The organism is Microbacterium sp. Leaf179, from assembly GCF_001423785.1.
GTDB lineage: Bacteria > Actinomycetota > Actinomycetes > Actinomycetales > Microbacteriaceae > Microbacterium.
The window spans coordinates 1516671-1533050 of sequence record NZ_LMPH01000001.1 but is presented as its reverse complement, the minus strand read 5'-3'; the positions used below and the strand labels follow the sequence as shown (position 1 = coordinate 1533050).

Below are 16380 nucleotides of genomic sequence, written 5' to 3'. Positions count from 1 at the left end.
GGCCTTCGTCGTCGGTGGGAGGCGTGTGGAGTCGAGGCGCGTCAGTGGCCGAGCGTCCGAGCGAGCTTCGATCCGGATGCCGCGGGCCGACCGCCCGCGGCGAACACCGCCGCGTCGACGGCGGCGAAGAAGGACGCGCGCCCCTGCTCGTCGGCGGGACCGGCGGGGCCCAGCTCGACCTCCCACTCGCGCCACGCCGATTCCGCGCCGCGGCGCTCGTCGCGCGCGCGCACGTGGTCGTCGACGAACTCGGCGACCTGCGCACCGTCGGCGTCGAGCAGGGCGTACGCGGTGCGGTCGTTCCGCAGGCGCGCGAGCGGGATGAACGGCGGCGCCGCGTGAGCGGCGACGGCATCCTGAACCGCCGGAGGCACCACCAGGTCTGCACCCGGGGCGGTGGACGTGTCGTCGTCCAACGGCCAGTGGGTCTCGGTGCGACCCGCGCCGTCGAGCGGGCCCTTCACGTGCCACCCCGCGTCGGGGCCGCCGGTGCGTCGACGCACGGCGATGCCGGCGCGGGCCAGGTCGGCCGCGGGCGTGTCGACGTAGCGTGCGTCGAGGTCACGCGGTTCGGCCGCGCCGACCGACACCACACCCGGCAGCGCCGACCAGTCGGGCAGGGGTGTGGTGTCGTCGACGTCGTACTTCGACTCGATCTCGACGCTGGAGGCGGCGTGCGAGTCTGCGCTCAATCGTCGCGTCCGTCGGCGTTCGGGTTGATGTCCTCGGTCTCCTCCGAGAAGACGAAGACCGCCTGCGTGGGGCCGTCGGCGTCTCCGGTGTTCTCGAGACCGCCGTCGCGACGGTAGACGAGCTGTCCCTCGCTGTAGGGCATGATCAGCGTGTCGTCGGTCTCGTTCTCGAGGGGGAGCACCTGCCCGTCGAGCGGGCCTCCGGTCAGTCGTGCAATAGCCATGCCGCCAGCGTAGACCGCGGGGCCGACCGCGCCCCGCGCCTTGACAGGGCGGGCTTAGAATCGCTCGGGTGACATCGACGGACCTGCCCGGTGATCGCCCGTTCGTCCTTCTCGCCACGCGCGCGCAGGACGGCCCGGCAGACGAGGAGTACGCACTCTTCCTCCGGTTCACGGGTCTGCCTCCCGAGCGCCTGCGGCGTGTGCGCCTGGAACGCGAGTCGATGCCCGATCTCGACCTCGACGAGATCTCCGGCATCCTGGTCGGGGGAAGTCCGTTCAACGCCTCGGACCCGATCGAGCGCAAGTCCGCGGTGCAGCAGCGTGTCGAGGCCGAGATCGCCGCGCTCGTCGAGGCGGTCGTCGCGCGCGACACCCCGTTCCTCGGCGCCTGTTACGGCGTGGGCACCCTGGGGACGCACCTGGGGGCACCCATCGACGGCACGTACGCCGAGCCGATCAGCGTCGTCGACGTGACCCTCACCGCCGAGGGACGCGACGACCCGCTCGCCGCGGGGCTTCCCGAAACCTTCCCCGCCTTCGTCGGCCACAAAGAAGCGATCAGCGAGCTCCCCTCGGGTGCCGTGCTGCTGGCCTCGTCTCCTACGTGCCCGGTGCAGATGTTCCGGCTGGGGCAGAACGTCTACGCGACACAGTTCCACCCGGAGCTCGACCTCGACGGGATCGTCACGCGGATCAACGCCTACGCGGCCTTCGGCTACTTCGCCGCCGACGAGCTCGACCTCACGCTCGCCGCGGTGCGACGCGCGCCCGTCGAGGCACCCTCGCTCCTGCTGCGGACGTTCGTCGAGCGCTACGCGCGCTGACGCCGCACGCGCCTTTCGGGGCCGTGCGCGTCGCGAGCGCTCCCCCGCGGCGTCGCTGCGGAGCCCTCGTGCGAATCGCGAGGGGCTCGGCGTGCCCGGGTACGCGACTGTCGCTCCGGAGCGAGACCGCGACGCCGCGACCGCTCAGGCGCGCTGCGGCGGCGTGACCCGCACGACGTCGAGCGCCGCGGTGACGGCCGGGTGCGCGCGGCGCAGGAACGGGTCGAGGCCGAGATCGACGAGGTGCACGCGTCCGGCGAGCTCGGGTCCGCGCCCGCGGACGAGTCCCGCCTTGAGCGCACCGAACGTGACCGTGAGGTCGGCGGGGAGGACGGCGGCATCCGCGGTGCCCTCGTCGGGGTCGAGCCCGCTCGGTACATCGACGGCGATCACCCGCGGTCGCCCCGAGGGGAGCGCGAGGATGCACTCGACGATCGCCCGGGACCCCCCGCGCAACCGCCGGTCGGTCAGGCGCCCGATCCCCAGGATGCCGTCGAGCACCAGCGCGTAGTCGCCGACCCGCGCGCAGACCTCCGACGCCGGCAGCACGCGCGCGCCCGCGGCGACGGCCGCGTCGAGGGCGGCACGGTGCACGCGGTCGCGCACCAGCACGACGTCGACGCGCTCGGGCCCCCGGGCGAGCTCGGCCACGGCGTAGAGCGCATCGCCGCCGTTGTCGCCGGCGCCGACGAGCACGAGCACGGGGCCGGGCGCCCGCGCCGACTCGGCCGCGGCGATCTCGGCGAGGGCCGACGCCGCCCAGCGCATGAGCGGGTGGCCCTCGGCCAGCCGCGGCGCTTCGGCGGCCCGCACCGCGTCGGCCGTGTACGCGGCCACGCGTTCGCCGGTGGCCAGCACGCCCGATCGCGGGTCAGACATCGGTCTGAGCGCCGGCCTTCGCCCCGGCGTTCGACTCGGCCTCGCTCTCGCGCGCGGCGGCGGTGGGATCGGCGGTGGCGAGCGTCTCGCGTTCCTTCGTCTCGGCCTCGCGCGCGGCCATCAACTCGCCGGTCGCCGCCTGGACGGCCTTCTCGGCGCGGCGGACGCGGAACTGGATCATCGTCGACGCGCCGAACTTGGCGCGGACGCGGTCGTGATCTTCTTCCGTCGCCACGGTGATGTAGGCCCCGGCGATCAGGATCACCTGGCTCGACAGGTTGAGCCAGAGCAGAAGGGCGATCAGCGAGGCGAACGTCGCCAGCAGCGGGTTGTTGCTCGCGCCGCCGATGAACAGTCCCGACAGCTGCTGGAGCACCACCAGGCCGAAGCCGCCGAGGAGCGCCCCGCGCAGGAGAGTGCTGCGGCGGGTGCGCACCCCGGACAGCGCCGCGAACGCCACCGCGATGGCGGCCGAGTCGAGCGCCAGAACAATGATGGTCGACACGAGCCACGTGAAGAACGCGGTCACCCACGAGTCGGCGGACACGCCGATGAGCTCGCGCACGAAGGTCAGTCCGGCCGTGGCGACGAACGTCACGAGCGCGGCGGCGACGAGCGCGACGCCGATGCCGAGGGCCACGCCGAGGTTGCGCAGCAGCACCCACACGATCAGCGTGTCGTCGGTGGTCACCCCGGCGATCTGACGCAGCGCGGAGCGCAGCGAGCCGATGGCGCCGATCGCGGCGCCCAGAAGACCGAGGGTTCCGAGGATGCCGCCCAGCGTGAAGCCCGCCGGGGCATCGATGCTGCTCACGTCGAGCAGCCCCTGGGGGCCGACGAGACCGGGGACCACGCTGTTCACCGAGCTCGTGAGGGCGCTCAACCCGGCGGGGTTCCCCGCGAGCCAGAGCGCGGCGAACGAGAAGCCCAGCAGCACCGCGGCGAACAGGCTGAACAGGGTGCGGTAGGTCACGCTGTCGGCGAGCATGGGGCCACGCGCCCCCGAGTAGACGAGGAAGGCGCGCACGACACGGAGCGACAGGGCCCACGCGGTGACACGACGAATGAGGGCGGGCATGGGGTCAGCGTATCCACGCCGAGACGACCGGCCAGCGGGGTTGACCGATCCGACTGCGCGCGACAGCCGAACGGGCCGCGCGCCTCTCGACGCTCTCGCACCCGAGGCGTGACGTTCCGGGGGCGCCGGCCGCTGCTCTCACCCCGGGCCGGAGAGCACCCGCCACCACGTTCCGGCGAGAAGGAAGGGGCCGAAGGCGAGCGCGGCGCCGCGTTCCCCCGCCGCGACCGTTCCCGCCGCCGCGACCCCGCCTGCGACGAAACCGGCCGCCAGACCCGACACCACGGCCTCGACGCCGCACCATCCGAGGACCGCGCCGCAGACCGCGGCGAGCTTGACGTCGCCCCCGCCGAACGCCGCTGGGCGGGCGAGATGCACCGCGAGGCAGCCGACGAACGCCAGCGCCGCTCCCCCGACGACGCCACCCACGCGTTCGGGTTCACCGATGGTCAGCGCCGAGCCGACCAGCAGCACCAGGATCGTCGCCCCGCCCGGCAGCACGAGCGCATCGGGGAGGCGGTGCGTTCGCACGTCGATGACCACCAGCACGAGGCCGAGCACCGCGAACACCGCCAGAGCGGGGGCGAGAGCCCACGGCATCCGCAACCTCAGGCGTCGAGAACGGCGAGGTCGACCAGCACCACCGCATCGGGAGCGATGCCCTCGGCGTCGCGCACCGCGCGCTTCAGCGGCAGCACGTACACGCCACCGGTCTGCGGGAAGATCGACGTGCGCCAGGTCGACCCGCCGATGGTCGCCTCGACGCGCACGCCGCCGAACCCGCGACGATACGTCTGCACCTCGCGGATCTCGGTGCTGAGTTCGACCGGGACCGCCACGAAGTACCAGTCGCTGTCGCTGCGGGCCTCCCACCGGAAGACCTCGCCCTCGAACCGCACGAACATCGCTCCTCCTGTCGTCGCGGTCACTTTATCGGCACGCTGCGCGGTCGCGAGCGATATCCCTCACCGCGACCTCGACGGCTCGGGCTGGGGAGGAGCGGCGCCCGAGCTCGGGACCGTCGTCGCGCCCGGGACCGCCGATGGCGCCGTCGGTCAGTGCTCGATCTCGCTGCAGACCAGGAGGAACGTGACGGCGTCGGTGGTGGCGCGCCAGCGATGGGGCACCGTCGGATCGATCGAGAACGAGGCACCTGCGACCAGTTCGAGATCGTCGAGCCCCTCGCGTTCGCAGCGGATGCCGCCGGCAACGACGTAGACGAACTCCTCACCGCCGTGCCGGAAGTAGGCGGTATCGCCCTCTCCCCGGCTCAGCCGGAACTCATAGGCCTGCAGCGTCTTGCCGGACCCCCCGGCCACGAGTGTCGCGTGCTCGGGCCCGTCGCCGTCGACCAGCGGCAGATGGAGGCCGTCGCCGTCAGCGGCATCCGGACCCCCGGTGGGAGGCAGCAGGGTCGACGGGCTGACGCCGAGGGCGTCGGCCAGGGCGTAGAGCGTCGCGATGCTCGGCACGAGCTGCGCGCTCTCGAGCTTGGACACAAAGGGTTGGGACACCCCCGCACGCCGGGCGAGTTCGCGCATGGACCATCCTCGCGCCCGGCGCTGCCCCTTCACCCGGACGCCGATCCCGTGGACCACGACCGGGTCGGAACCCGTGTTCTCAGCTTCGTGAAACACCGTCGTTATAACTCCTGGTTATCTTAATCGTGATAACTGCAGATTATCGCTTTGCTCCATCCGCCACACACATCACCTGTTCCACCCCCACAGGCACCACCGACGGAGAGGACGGCGCCATGGACGCGACCGACACCGGTTTTCGAGAGTACGGCACCAAGATCGCGGCGATCGAACCGGGCGGGGTCGAGGCAATCCCGCTCGAGAAACGCCACGGACGCCCCCGCGATCTGCTCTGGACGTGGGCATCGCCCAACCTGGAGTTCGCGACGATCTTCGTGGGCGCGCTGGCCGTGCTGTACTTCGGGCTCGATCTGCCCACGGCGATCCTCGCGGTCGTCCTCGGGAACACCGGCGCGACGGCGTTTCACTTCGTGCTCACCCGCTGGGGGCCTCGCACCGGGCTGGCGCAGCTGGTGATCAGCCGGCGCGCCTTCGGCTTCGTCGGCAATCGACTGCCCGGCATCTTGAATGCGGTGCTCGTGGGCGTCGGGTGGTTCGCCGTGAACTCGGTCAGCGGAGGCTTCGCCCTCGCCGCCCTGACCGGACTCCCCCCGCTCGCGTGCATGCTCGCCAGCGCCGCGGTCTCGCTCTCCCTCGCGTTCTTCGGTCACAACCTCATCCACGCTTTCGAGCGCTACGCCTTTCCCGCGCTGGCCGTGATCTTCGTCGCCGGGATCGTGCTCATCGCACCGCAAGCCGACCTCGCCGCGCCCGCCACCCCCATCCCCGGTGCGTTCTGGATCGCGGTCAGTGCCTCGTTCGGCTACACCATCGCCTGGGCGCCCTTCGCCGCCGACTACGCGCGCTACCTCCGGCCCTCCGATGCGACCTCCGCCGGCGTCTTCGCCGCCGTGGGCGTCTGGGGCTCCAGCACGATCCTGCAGATCGCCGGAGCGGCGGCGGTGACCGCCGTGGGCCTGGACCGCTGGAACGACACCAACCCGACCGAGTCGTACACCTCGCTCCTGCCAGGATGGCTCGGCGCTCTGACGCTGCTGGCGATCTGGTGCGGGGCGCTGTGCGCGAACGCGCTCAACCTCTATTCCAGCGGGCTGTCGTTCGGTGCCATCGGCATCCGCATCCCGACCGCCTTCGCGCGCTTCTCGCGCGCCACGATCGTGCTGGCCGTCGGGCTCGTGGGTGTCATCCTGGGCGCGTTCGCTCTGAACGATGTCGCGTCTTACCAAAACTTCCTGTTCGTCATGGGCTACTGGATCGCCCCGTGGCTCGGCGTCGTCGTCGCCGACCGACTCTTGGTGCGCGACGTCGAGCCCGCGGCCTACACGGCGCGCGGATTCCGCAACCCGGCGGGCCCGCTCGCGATGACCTTCGCCCTGGTCGTTTCGGTGTCGCTCTTCTCGAATCAGACCCTCTACGTCGGCCCGGTCGCCCAGGCGATCCCCGAGCTCGGCGACATCACCTTCATCGTCGGGCTCATCCTGGCGTTCGCCGCCTACGCGACACTGCGCCGGGCTCTGCCGTCGTTCTCGCCCGCCACCGACTCCTCGAAAGGGGTACCCGCATGACCAAGACCATCTTCCTCGGCGCGTTCGAGGAGTTCACGCCGAACTTCATCAGCAACGCCTGGAGTCATCCGAAGAGCGACACCGAGGGCTTCGCCACACTGCCGTACTGGCAGAACATGGCGCGCGAGCTCGAAGCCGGAGGCTTCGACTTCCTCTTCCTCGCCGAAGCCCTGGGCTATCCGATGCAACCCGACGGCGCGGTGCCCGAGGTGGTGGTGCGCGAAGCCGTGCAGATCCCCGTGCACGACCCGTTGATGCTCGTCTCCGGCCTGGCCGCCACCGTCGATCGACTGGGTTTCGTCGTCACCGCCTCCACGACCGCCCAGCAGCCGAATCTCAACGCCCGCGCGTTCGCCACCCTCGACCATCTCACCCAGGGTCGCATCGCGTGGAACATCGTCACCTCCGACAATCAGGTCGCCCTCTCCAAGCTCTTGGGACAGACCACCGTCACCCCGCACGCGGAGCGTTACCGCCGCGCCACCGAGTTCCTCGAGCTGTCGCTGCACCTCTGGGAGGGCGGATGGGAGGACGACGCGGTCGTCTTCGACAAGCAGACGCGGACATTCGCCGATCCGTCGAAGGTGCATCGCATCACCCACCACGGCGATTACTTCGATCTCGACGGCTATTTCACGGCGATCCCGTCGCCGCAGCGCACACCTCTGCTGCTGCAGGCGGGCACCTCCCCCGCGGGTCGGGCCTTCGCCGGGCGCTTCGGCGAGTGCATCTTCATCCAGGACCGCGACCTCGACGTGGTACGGGCAAACGTCGCCGACCTGCGGGCGCGCGCCGTGGAGAACGGGCGCGACCCCGGCGACATCAAGGTGATCGACGCGGTTGCCATCGTCGTGGGCGACACCGAGGAGGACGCCCAGAGACTGCGCGCCGAGCTCGACGCCACGCCCTCTCGGGAGGCCGCGGCCGCCCTCTTCATGGGATGGAGCGGCGTCGACCTGATGAGCTTCCCCCTGGAAGCCACGCTGGCCGAGGTGTCGACCGAGGTGGGCAAGTCGACCCTCGGGGTCTTCCAGCAGGGCGACGAGTCGCCGACGATCGCCCAGATCCTCGACCGGATCACGACCTCGATCGGTGGCATCCGCGTGACCGGCACCGCCGAGTCCGTCGCCGATCAGTTGCAGCACATCGTGGACCACACCGACATCGACGGGTTCCTGATCGAGTACACGTACGGCGGAATGGCGACCTACCGCGACTTCATCGACCAGGTGGTGCCGCTCCTTCGCGAACGGGGAATGCTGCCCGAGGTGCCGCGGGGCGGGTCGATGCGTCGGCGGATCCTCGGCCACGACAGCGATCGCCTCCCCGACACGCATCCGGGCAGCGCCTACCGGCGCTCCTCCGCCGCGGTGACCGCACCCGATGCCTCGGCGGACAGCGCATGAACCCCCGGCCGATCCGCTTCGACGGGTGGGACGAGGCCTACGGCCAGTTGGATTCCGAGCGCGTGCGGGCCACGTTCACCGGGGTGCCCACGGGGGTGGTGGCCGTCGCGGCCGTCGTGGAGGACGCCGCCACCGTGATGGTGGCGACCTCGTTCGCCCCCGGCGTCAGCTTCGATCCACCGATGGCCTCTCTCGCGGTGCAGACACGCTCGTCGACGTGGCCCCGGCTGCGGCGCGCACCCCGGCTCGGTGTCAGCATCCTCGGCGCCGCGCACGGCGATTCCGTGCACCAGTTGGCCTCGCGAAACGCCGCGGCGCGGTTCGACGGCATCGAGTACACCGAGCTGCCCTCCGGGGCCGTCACCCTCTACGACTCGCCCGTCTGGCTCGAGTGCGAGGTGAGAGCCGAGCACCCGGCCGGAGATCACCTGCTCGTGGTGTTGGAGATCATCGGGTCGAGCCTGGCCCCCGAGCATCCGCCCCTCATCCGCCACGACGCGGCGTTCGGCACCTTCCGTCGCGGGGAAGCCCGCACCGACGGCTCCGCCGCCGCGTCGTCGTGAGTCAGTGGCTCGATCCTGCGTCTGAACGGCGACGCGTGACGACGCTGTCGAGCCCGAGTGCCGCTACGATCGCGAGGACGTACACGGCGAGGTCGCGTGCGTCGAAACCCGAACCGAGGACGAGCGCCGCGGGCGGGAAGCGTGCCGACAGCAGCGCCGGCATGCCCGTCAGCTGGAACAGCTCGACGCCGATGCACCAGGCCGCCGCCACCCCGGCGAGGACGACCCGCCGCGCGCGCGGCCACAGCAGCACGAGCCCGGTATAGGCGACTGCGGCGTACAGGGCGTCGCCGGCGATGTCGGTGGCGACGGATCCCGTCAGCACGCGGTTCGTCACGAGGCCCGCCGCGATCACCGCGACGAGGGCGATGAGGGCAGCGAGACGGCGGCGGCGCACCGGGCGGGCGTTCGTCATGCGATGATCCGGGCCGCGTGGGCGGGTTGCGTATCGGCGCAGGCAAGGGGGTCCACGGTGCCGTGCGCGTTCCGCAATCGCACACCGGTCTCGACGAGGTCGGGCCGCGTGGCATCCCGGTACGACTCGAGCTCGGCGCGCGTGTATCCCATGAGACCACTATGACCACTACCCGGACGCACCCCGCGCGTCTGCCAGGATCGGAGGAATGGATGCCGTACCCGCGCTCACCGAGATACCCACGCCGCAGTTCGTCATCGTCGGCGACAACGTGCGCCTGGCGACGTACACGTGGGGCGACCCCGACGCCGATCCGGTGCTGTGCGTGCACGGGTTCGGATCGAGCACGCGCGACAACTGGGTGAACACCGGGTGGGTGCGCGACCTGCTGCGGGCGGGCTTCCGCGTCGTGGCCGTCGACCAGCGCGGCCACGGGGCGAGCGACAAGCCGCACGAGGCCTCGGCGTACACGATGCCGACGCTCGTGGGCGACCTCGTCGCCGTGCTCGACACCTACCTGCTCGACCAGGTGCGCTACCTCGGGTACTCCCTCGGCGGACGCGTGGGATGGCAGCTCGCCGTCGACGCCCCCGAGCACGTCGAGCGCGCCGTGCTCGGCGGCATCCCCGACGGGCGCCCCCTCGCGCGGCTGCAGGTGGACCAGGCGCGGGCGTTCCTCGACCACGGCACCCCGGTCGAAGACGCCACCACCCAGCGCTACGTCTCGCTCGCCGAGCGCGTGCCCGGCAACGACCTGCGGGCCCTGGTCGCGATCGCCGAGGGGATGCGCCTGGGCGAGACCGACCCCGACCCGGCGTCGCCGCCGCAGCAACCCGTGCTCATCGCGACGGGCACCGAGGATCCGATCCACGACCAGTCGCAGCACCTGGCGGGGCTCCTCCCCCGCGGCGAGTTCGCCGACATCCCCGGGCGCCACCACGTGAACGCCCCCGGCGCGCGGACGTTCCGCGAGGCGGGCCTGGAGTTCCTCTCGCGCGACGTCTGACACACCGGCGGCAACCGCCCGCCCGACGACGAGCCGGGGTCGGGTCAGGATGCCGCTACGGTGAGTTTCGGAGACGTCGGCGCGCGCGTGGCCGCCGCTTGCAGCCCCACGCGCACGGTCTGGCCGGCGCTGAGCACGGCGCCGTACCCGTCGCCGTGACAGGTGACTCTCGAGCCCGTCACGCTGCACGTCATGCCCCAGGCGCTGGTGATGGCCGTGGTTCCGGGGGCGTCGAAGGTCACGGTCCAGGCTTTCACCGACCCGGTGGCGGTCAGCGCCAGCTCGGCGACGTAGCCCTCGCCCCACGCGCTCTGCGGAATCCACTCCGCGCGGAGGGCCGCCGACGAGGAGGGCTTCGGCGACGACGACGGGCTCGACGTGGGCTTCGGGCTCGACGTGGGCTTCGGGCTCGATGACGGCTTCGGGCTCGACGTGGGCTTCGGGCTCGATGACGGCTTCGGGCTCGACGTGGGCTTGGGGCTGGTCGACGGCAGCGGAACCGTCGTCGGCTTGACGCTCACCGAGGGCTTCGGCGACGAGGACGGCTTCGGGCTCGTCGTGGGCTTGGGCGTCGCCGCCGGCGTGAGGATGGGCGCGAGGGCCGCGAGCTTCGCCTTCTGCAGGGTCCTCCAGTCGTCGGCGACGAGGCCGCCGGTGTCACCGCTGTTGGGGTTGAACGACCAGTACGCGTAGCTCGTCTTCGTCTTGGCGAGATAGGCGACGAGCGTCTTCAGCCAGGCCCGATCGCTGTCGGTCTCGAGCTTGGTGCCGAACTCGCCGAGCAGCACGGGGGCGATGTCCTGGCGCACCAGGTAGCCCCAGTTGGCATCCCAGATCCCCTCGAGGTTCGCCGGATAGTTCGGTGCCGAGAACCACTCCTGGGCGTGCACGGTCGCGGGGTACTCGTGCGGGGAGTACACGACGCGGTTCTTCACCGAGAGGGTGACGGGCGCCGACCGCACGTCCTTCAAGCCGCCGCCCCACCACGTGTTCGTGCCGTCGTTCTGACGCTCGACGCCCTCGACCACGATCAGCAGCTTCGGGTTGACCGACAGCACGGCGTTGCCGGCGCGGGTGGCCGCCGCACGCCAGTCGCGCGCGGGGTCGCCGCAGTTCCAGCAGGCGGGGCCGTGGGGCTCGTTGTGCAGGTCGACGCCGATGACCGCCGGCTCGTTCTTGTATCGGGCGGCGAGCATCTTCCAGTCGTCGATCCAGCGCTTCTCGCTGTACTGCGCGGTGTACCACAGCTCGCTCTGCGCGCCCGAGTCGGGTCGGTGCCGGTCGAGGATCACCGAGATCCCGCGGGCCTTCGCGCGCGCGATGACGGTGTCCATCAGCCTCAGCGGCGAGAGGGCGACGAGGTCGGCGTTGACCGAGCCGTTGATCGAGTTGGAGGTCTTGGCCGCGAGGCACTCGTTCGAGAACGGGAGGCGGATGGCGTTGAACCCCATGCCGGCGATGGCGTCGAGTCCCGCGTCGAGCGAGATCGACCACAGGCCGTGCGGGGCGCAGTTCGAGGTCTCCATGCCGAACCAGGCGACCGCCTTGATGGTGAAGGGAGTGCCCGACGCCGTGACGATCGTCGAGCCGCGGGTCGACAGCCAGCCCGGCAGCGAGGGCGCCGCAGACGCCGCCGGGGCAGCCACGGCACCGGAAGCCAGCAGCGTCGCGGCCGCGGCGATCGCGGCCCCGCGCACGACCGCTCGACGCGTCGATCGCCATCGTTCCCGCCACCCGGACATGCGCACCCCCGCGGTCATCGTAACGGGGGCGCGACGCGCCCGGGATACGCGGGCCCCTCCCGAAGACGCCCGCCGCGGGGTTCCGCGCTCCGCGTTCGGCGGTTTCCGCGCTGTTACGCCCTGGTAAATGCCGAAAACATCATTGATAAACGTCGCTCAGCGCTGATACCGTCGCCGATCATGGCTCCCCTCACTGATCGCACCGCCGTCCTCGACCGAGTGTCGAAGGCGATCGTCGAGCAGCTGCAGGAGGACGGGCGGCGCTCCTACTCCGAGATCGGCAAAGCCGTCGGTCTCAGTGAGACCGCCACCCGCCAGCGCGTGCAGAAGCTCCAGGATGCCGGCATCCTGCAGATCGTGGCGGTCACCGACCCGCTGCAGCTCGGCTTCGCGCGCCAGGCCATGATCGGCGTGCGCGTCTCGGGCGACACCCGGGTCGCCGCCGCCGCGATGACCGAATTGCCCGGCGTGACCTACGTGGTCTCCACGGCCGGGTCGTTCGACCTGCTCGTCGAGGTCGTCTGCGAGAGCGACGACGACCTGATCGACCTGCTCAACGACCGCATCCGGTCGCTGCCCGACATCGTCTCGACCGAGACGTTCGTCTATCTGAAGCTCCACCGACAGCTCTACAACTGGGGAACGCGATGACCCTTCTCGACACCGATCTGCACACCGACCTCCAGGCCAAGGCCCGCGACCACCTGTGGATGCACTTCTCCCGCCAGTCGACGATGACCGACGGCCCGGGTGTTCCCATCATCGTCAAGGGCGAAGGCCACCACATCTTCGACGCCACCGGCAAGAAGTACATCGACGGCCTCGCCGGTCTCTTCGTCGTCAACGCCGGTCACGGCCGTCGGCGCATCGCCCAGGCCGCGGCGAAGCAGGCCGAGGAACTGGCGTTCTTCCCCCTGTGGTCCTACGCGCACCCCGCCGCGATCCAGCTCGCCGAACGCCTCGCGCACCTCGCCCCCGGCGACCTGAACCACGTCTTCTTCTCCACCGGCGGCGGTGAGGCGGTCGAAACCGCCTTCAAGCTCGCCAAGCAGTACTGGAAGACGCAGGGCAAGCCCACCAAGCACAAGGTCATCTCGCGCGCGATCGCCTACCACGGCACGACACAGGGCGCCCTGGCGATCACCGGCCTGCCGGTCATGAAGCACATGTTCGAACCCGTCACCCCCGGCGGTTTCCGGGTGCCGAACACCAACTACTACCGCGCCGAGGAGTCGGGCTTCGGGGGCGGGACGCCCGAGGAGTTCGGCCTGTGGGCCGCCGACCGCATCGAGCAGATGATCCAGTTCGAGGGCCCCGAGACGGTGGCCGCGGTGTTCCTGGAGCCGGTCCAGAACGCGGGCGGCTGCTTCCCCGCCCCGGCCGGGTACTTCCAGCGCGTGCGGGAGATCTGCGATAAGTACGACGTGCTCCTCGTCTCCGACGAGGTGATCTGCGCGTTCGGCCGACTCGGCCACTACTTCGGCGCGACCGCCTACGACTACCAGCCCGACATGATCACGTTCGCCAAGGCGGTCACGAGCGGATACTCCCCCCTCGGCGGCACGATCATCAGCGACCGCATCTACGAGCCGTTCGCCCACGGCGACGCGACCTTCCCGCACGGCTACACCTTCGGCGGACACCCCGTCTCGGCGGCGGTCGCACTCGAGAACCTCGACGTGTTCGAAGAGGAGGGCCTGCTCGAGAACGTGCGCACGAACTCCCCGATCTTCCGCTCGACCCTCGAGCGGCTGAACGACCTGCCGATCGTCGGCGACGTGCGCGGCGACGGGTACTTCTTCGGCATCGAGCTCGTCAAGGACAAGGCGACCAAAGAGACCTTCGACGACGACGAGTCCGAGCGCCTGCTGCGCGGCTTCCTGTCGAAGGCCCTCTTCGACGCCGGCCTGTACTGCCGTGCCGACGACCGGGGCGACCCCGTGATCCAACTCGCGCCGCCCCTCACCATCGGTCCCGCCGAGTTCGACGAGATCGAGCAGATCCTGCGTTCCGTCCTCACCGAGGCCTGGACCCGCCTCTGACCCCCGGGATGCCGGCCCGACCGATGCCGGCATCCCTCTCCCGCTCCCACCCCTGAGCGGTGCTCCTGATGCTGTACCCGACACCATCCCGCTTCGCGCCGAGCGCGCGCGGCCGCACCCTCTTGGAGGAGCCATGAACGACAACACCCGCGCCGCCACGGCCGCGCACACGAACTCGGGCGCGAAACTGGCCCGCACCCTGGGACTCTGGTCGATCGTCGGCCTGGGCCTGGGGTACATGACCCCCACCGTCGTCTTCGACACCTTCGGCCTCGTCGCCGAGAAGACCAACAACGTCGTGCCCGCCGCCTACGCGGTCGCCCTCGTCGTGCTCGTGTTCACCGCCATCAGCTACGGCAAGATGGTCCGCGTCATCCCGAGCGCGGGCTCCGCGTACACGTACGCCCGCGAGGCCATCCACCCGGGCGTCGGCTTCGTCGTCGGCTGGACCGCGCTGATCGACTACATGCTGCTGCCGATGGTGAATGCCCTCATCCTGCGCAGCTACATGGAGGCGCTCTTCCCCGACATCCCCGGCTGGATCTGGGTCGTCGTCTTCACCGCGGGCGTGACCCTCGTGATCTACCTGACCATGCGGGGCACCTCGAACGTCAACATGATCCTGCTGGTGTTCTCGATCCTCGTCATGACCGTCTTCGTCGTGATGGTCGTCGTGCAGCTCGTGGGCGGTGCGGGCGCGGGAACCGCCGTGTCGCTCGCCCCCTTCGCCCACAGCGAGGTGCAGTTCGGCGCCGTCTTGGCCGGAGCCACCGTCGTGTGCTTCTCGTTCATCGGCTTCGACGCGGTGTCGATGTACTCCGAAGAGGCGAAGACCCCCAAGATCATGCCGCGGGCGATCCTGCTCACCCTCGTCGTCGGAGGCCTGATCTTCCTCGTCGCCTCGTACGTGACGCAGCTGCGCTTCCCCGACTCGACCGCGTTCCCTCCCGAGGCCATCGAGGACAGCACGCTTCCCGAGATCGGAGTGCAGGTCGGCGGCCCGGTGCTGCAGGCCGTGCTGACGGCGGCGGGCTTCGCCGCGACCCTCGCGTCGTGGCTCGCCTCGCACGCCTCGGTGTCGCGCATGCTCATGGTGATGGGACGCAACAACGTGCTGCCGCGCCGCATCTTCGGTTTCATCAACCCGAAGACGCACACCCCCACGTTCTCGATCGTGATCGTCGGCGTCGTGAGCCTGCTCGCGATCCAATTCACCCTCGAGCAGATCGCCGCGTACATCAACTACGGCGCACTCGTGGCGTTCTCGTTCGTCAACATCTCGGTCATCGCCTGGTTCGCGATCCGCCGGGGACTGCGCAAGACCCCCGGCGACATCGTGCGCTACATCGTCATGCCCACCATCGGCCTGCTGCTGACCGCTCTGCTGTGGGTCAATCTCGACGGGCACGCCCTGATCGGCGGTCTCATCTGGACGGCGCTCGGGGTGGTCTACCTCGTGATCCTGACCCGCGGCTTCCGGCGGCCCATCGCCTCGTTCGACGAGAACCAGCCGGTGACGGGCGTGAACAAGACCGTCTCGGGTCCGCGCTCCGAGATCTGAGTCCCGGCATCACGGCCGCGGCCTCCCTCCGTTCCGGGATGCCGCGGCCGTGACGGTGCCGCCGCCGACCGGGGAGCGTGCCGAACTCCTGAGTTATCGCGGCCACACGCGGGCCATGAGCGGGAAAGCGGCTCGAACGGCCGGTTCATCCGGAGTCCGGCACGCTTCGCCGACGGCGTCAGCGCTCGAACGGGGTGACCGCTCCGAGCACGACGGTCTCGCCGTCGTGGCCGTTCGCCCACCAGTGCGGGGCCGAGCAGCCGTAGGTCACGGTGTCGCCGGCGTGCAGCTCGACGCGCCGGTCGGCCTGGCAGACGACGAGGACGCCCGCCTCGACCGTCACCGTCTCGGTGCCGATGTGGCGGAACGGGCTGGCCTCGTTCGTGAACCCCGCCGGCAGGGTCGAGCGGATGAGCTGCAGCATCGATTCGCCCCGCGGCGTGAGCAGCTCGCGGACGGCGCGCTGGTGGGCCGGGGCGTCGGCGGCGGTGGGCACGACGTGACGCTTGGCGCGGGTCACCACGGCCAGCGGCACGGCGGGTTCGTCCAGCAGCTGACCGACCGGGATGCCGAGCGCCCCGGCCAGACGCTGCAGGGACTGCAGCGAGGGGTTGCCGAGGCCGCGCTCGAGCTGGCTGACCAGCCCGAAGCTCACCCCGGCCTTCTCGGACAGGGCGTGCACGCTGAGGCCGAGGCGCTTGCGGGCATCGCGCACCGCGGCCCCGAGGGTCTCGACGGCGCGCTGCTCGTCGGCATCCGTGGCTCGAGTCATGACCGTGTCA

19 protein-coding genes are annotated in these 16380 nt (G+C 70.7%); 8 read left to right on the top strand and 11 right to left on the bottom strand.

Annotated elements, in window-relative coordinates:
- Positions 1-41: 41 nt before the first annotated feature.
- Together ASF96_RS07030 and ASF96_RS07025 are read right to left on the bottom strand one after the other, a co-directional pair.
- Positions 42-692 (bottom strand): CYTH domain-containing protein, encoded by a 651-nt coding sequence (locus tag ASF96_RS07030; RefSeq protein ID WP_055937335.1) that lies wholly within the window; start codon positions 690-692, stop codon positions 42-44.
- Positions 689-916, bottom strand: a complete 228-nt coding sequence (locus ASF96_RS07025; RefSeq protein ID WP_055835457.1) for a hypothetical protein — start codon at positions 914-916, stop codon at positions 689-691. Before ASF96_RS07025 ends, ASF96_RS07030 begins: the two co-directional genes overlap by 4 nt.
- 68 nt (positions 917-984) lie before the next feature.
- On the opposite strand from ASF96_RS07025, the gene ASF96_RS07020 reads away from it, so the two are divergent.
- A complete protein-coding gene (locus ASF96_RS07020; protein ID WP_082509357.1) occupies positions 985-1740 on the top strand; it encodes a glutamine amidotransferase in 756 nt (251 codons plus the stop codon).
- A 144-nt stretch (positions 1741-1884) separates the two neighbouring features.
- Here ASF96_RS07020 and ASF96_RS07015 read toward each other — a convergent pair whose 3' ends face one another.
- The 5 genes from ASF96_RS07015 to ASF96_RS06995 form a co-directional block, all read right to left on the bottom strand.
- Entirely contained in the window at positions 1885-2619 is a 735-nt protein-coding gene (locus tag ASF96_RS07015; protein ID WP_055937331.1) for an NAD(P)H-hydrate epimerase, read from the bottom strand.
- The gene (locus ASF96_RS07010; RefSeq protein WP_055937328.1) at positions 2612-3697 is read right to left on the bottom strand and encodes a YihY/virulence factor BrkB family protein; all 1086 of its coding nucleotides are present in this window, start codon (positions 3695-3697) and stop codon (positions 2612-2614) included. Before ASF96_RS07010 ends, ASF96_RS07015 begins: the two co-directional genes overlap by 8 nt.
- 138 nt (positions 3698-3835) lie before the next feature.
- On the bottom strand, positions 3836-4297 hold the full coding sequence (locus ASF96_RS07005) for a prepilin peptidase (RefSeq protein WP_055937326.1): 462 nt from the start codon (positions 4295-4297) through the stop codon (positions 3836-3838).
- Between the two features lie 8 nt (positions 4298-4305).
- On the bottom strand, positions 4306-4626 hold the full coding sequence (locus ASF96_RS07000) for a DUF1905 domain-containing protein (RefSeq protein ID WP_442922479.1): 321 nt from the start codon (positions 4624-4626) through the stop codon (positions 4306-4308).
- A 126-nt stretch (positions 4627-4752) separates the two neighbouring features.
- Positions 4753-5271 carry a helix-turn-helix domain-containing protein gene (locus tag ASF96_RS06995; RefSeq protein ID WP_268768483.1) on the bottom strand — a complete coding sequence of 173 codons (519 nt, stop codon included), beginning with the start codon at positions 5269-5271 and terminating at the stop codon, positions 4753-4755.
- Between the two features lie 182 nt (positions 5272-5453).
- On the opposite strand from ASF96_RS06995, the gene ASF96_RS06990 reads away from it, so the two are divergent.
- Genes ASF96_RS06990 through ASF96_RS06980 form a run of 3 tightly spaced genes read left to right on the top strand, consistent with a single transcriptional unit; the run spans position 5454 to position 8832 of the window.
- Entirely contained in the window at positions 5454-6863 is a 1410-nt protein-coding gene (locus ASF96_RS06990; RefSeq protein WP_055937318.1) for a purine-cytosine permease family protein, read from the top strand.
- On the top strand, positions 6860-8269 hold the full coding sequence (locus ASF96_RS06985; protein ID WP_055937315.1) for an NtaA/DmoA family FMN-dependent monooxygenase: 1410 nt from the start codon (positions 6860-6862) through the stop codon (positions 8267-8269). The genes ASF96_RS06990 and ASF96_RS06985 overlap by 4 nt, the downstream gene beginning before the upstream one ends.
- The gene (locus tag ASF96_RS06980; RefSeq protein WP_082509353.1) at positions 8266-8832 is read left to right on the top strand and encodes a flavin reductase family protein; all 567 of its coding nucleotides are present in this window, start codon (positions 8266-8268) and stop codon (positions 8830-8832) included. Before ASF96_RS06985 ends, ASF96_RS06980 begins: the two co-directional genes overlap by 4 nt.
- 1 nt (position 8833) lies before the next feature.
- Here ASF96_RS06980 and ASF96_RS06975 read toward each other — a convergent pair whose 3' ends face one another.
- Positions 8834-9247: a ribosomal maturation YjgA family protein gene (locus tag ASF96_RS06975; RefSeq protein ID WP_082509351.1), complete on the bottom strand. Its 414-nt coding sequence runs from the start codon at positions 9245-9247 to the stop codon at positions 8834-8836.
- Positions 9244-9399: a hypothetical protein gene (locus ASF96_RS17245; protein WP_200934077.1), complete on the bottom strand. Its 156-nt coding sequence runs from the start codon at positions 9397-9399 to the stop codon at positions 9244-9246. The genes ASF96_RS06975 and ASF96_RS17245 overlap by 4 nt, the downstream gene beginning before the upstream one ends.
- Positions 9400-9455: 56 nt before the next feature.
- On the opposite strand from ASF96_RS17245, the gene ASF96_RS06970 reads away from it, so the two are divergent.
- On the top strand, positions 9456-10253 hold the full coding sequence (locus ASF96_RS06970) for an alpha/beta fold hydrolase (protein WP_055937312.1): 798 nt from the start codon (positions 9456-9458) through the stop codon (positions 10251-10253).
- A 44-nt stretch (positions 10254-10297) separates the two neighbouring features.
- On the opposite strand, the gene ASF96_RS06965 is transcribed toward ASF96_RS06970, so the two are convergent.
- Positions 10298-11995, bottom strand: coding sequence for a cellulase family glycosylhydrolase (locus ASF96_RS06965; RefSeq protein WP_082509446.1), 1698 nt, complete (start codon positions 11993-11995; stop codon positions 10298-10300).
- A 180-nt stretch (positions 11996-12175) separates the two neighbouring features.
- Between ASF96_RS06965 and ASF96_RS06960 the strand changes: the two genes are divergently transcribed.
- The 3 genes from ASF96_RS06960 to ASF96_RS06950 all read left to right on the top strand — a co-directional run bounded on the left by ASF96_RS06960 (position 12176) and on the right by ASF96_RS06950 (position 15598).
- On the top strand, positions 12176-12646 hold the full coding sequence (locus tag ASF96_RS06960; RefSeq protein ID WP_055835427.1) for an Lrp/AsnC family transcriptional regulator: 471 nt from the start codon (positions 12176-12178) through the stop codon (positions 12644-12646).
- A complete protein-coding gene (locus ASF96_RS06955; protein WP_055835424.1) occupies positions 12643-14037 on the top strand; it encodes an aspartate aminotransferase family protein in 1395 nt (464 codons plus the stop codon). The genes ASF96_RS06960 and ASF96_RS06955 overlap by 4 nt, the downstream gene beginning before the upstream one ends.
- A gap of 133 nt (positions 14038-14170) precedes the next feature.
- Positions 14171-15598 carry an APC family permease gene (locus ASF96_RS06950; RefSeq protein ID WP_082509349.1) on the top strand — a complete coding sequence of 476 codons (1428 nt, stop codon included), beginning with the start codon at positions 14171-14173 and terminating at the stop codon, positions 15596-15598.
- A gap of 178 nt (positions 15599-15776) precedes the next feature.
- On the opposite strand, the gene ASF96_RS06945 is transcribed toward ASF96_RS06950, so the two are convergent.
- Positions 15777-16370: a helix-turn-helix domain-containing protein gene (locus ASF96_RS06945; protein WP_055937306.1), complete on the bottom strand. Its 594-nt coding sequence runs from the start codon at positions 16368-16370 to the stop codon at positions 15777-15779.
- Positions 16371-16380 lie beyond the last annotated feature (10 nt).

Excerpts from the sequence above, each read along its gene's own strand:
- ASF96_RS07025 (WP_055835457.1), bottom strand. The coding sequence starts at position 916 with ATGGCTATTGCACGACTGACCGGAGGCCCGCTCGACGGGCAGGTGCTC.
- ASF96_RS07015 (WP_055937331.1), bottom strand. The coding sequence starts at position 2,619 with ATGTCTGACCCGCGATCGGGCGTGCTGGCCACCGGCGAACGCGTGGCC.
- ASF96_RS07010 (WP_055937328.1), bottom strand. The coding sequence starts at position 3,697 with ATGCCCGCCCTCATTCGTCGTGTCACCGCGTGGGCCCTGTCGCTCCGT.
- ASF96_RS07005 (WP_055937326.1), bottom strand. The coding sequence starts at position 4,297 with ATGCCGTGGGCTCTCGCCCCCGCTCTGGCGGTGTTCGCGGTGCTCGGC.
- ASF96_RS06990 (WP_055937318.1), top strand. The coding sequence starts at position 5,454 with ATGGACGCGACCGACACCGGTTTTCGAGAGTACGGCACCAAGATCGCG.
- ASF96_RS06985 (WP_055937315.1), top strand. The coding sequence starts at position 6,860 with ATGACCAAGACCATCTTCCTCGGCGCGTTCGAGGAGTTCACGCCGAAC.
- ASF96_RS06980 (WP_082509353.1), top strand. The coding sequence starts at position 8,266 with ATGAACCCCCGGCCGATCCGCTTCGACGGGTGGGACGAGGCCTACGGC.
- ASF96_RS06975 (WP_082509351.1), bottom strand. The coding sequence starts at position 9,247 with ATGACGAACGCCCGCCCGGTGCGCCGCCGCCGTCTCGCTGCCCTCATC.
- ASF96_RS17245 (WP_200934077.1), bottom strand. The coding sequence starts at position 9,399 with ATGGGATACACGCGCGCCGAGCTCGAGTCGTACCGGGATGCCACGCGG.
- ASF96_RS06970 (WP_055937312.1), top strand. The coding sequence starts at position 9,456 with ATGGATGCCGTACCCGCGCTCACCGAGATACCCACGCCGCAGTTCGTC.
- ASF96_RS06965 (WP_082509446.1), bottom strand. The coding sequence starts at position 11,995 with ATGTCCGGGTGGCGGGAACGATGGCGATCGACGCGTCGAGCGGTCGTG.
- ASF96_RS06960 (WP_055835427.1), top strand. The coding sequence starts at position 12,176 with ATGGCTCCCCTCACTGATCGCACCGCCGTCCTCGACCGAGTGTCGAAG.
- ASF96_RS06955 (WP_055835424.1), top strand. The coding sequence starts at position 12,643 with ATGACCCTTCTCGACACCGATCTGCACACCGACCTCCAGGCCAAGGCC.
- ASF96_RS06950 (WP_082509349.1), top strand. The coding sequence starts at position 14,171 with ATGAACGACAACACCCGCGCCGCCACGGCCGCGCACACGAACTCGGGC.
- ASF96_RS06945 (WP_055937306.1), bottom strand. The coding sequence starts at position 16,370 with ATGACTCGAGCCACGGATGCCGACGAGCAGCGCGCCGTCGAGACCCTC.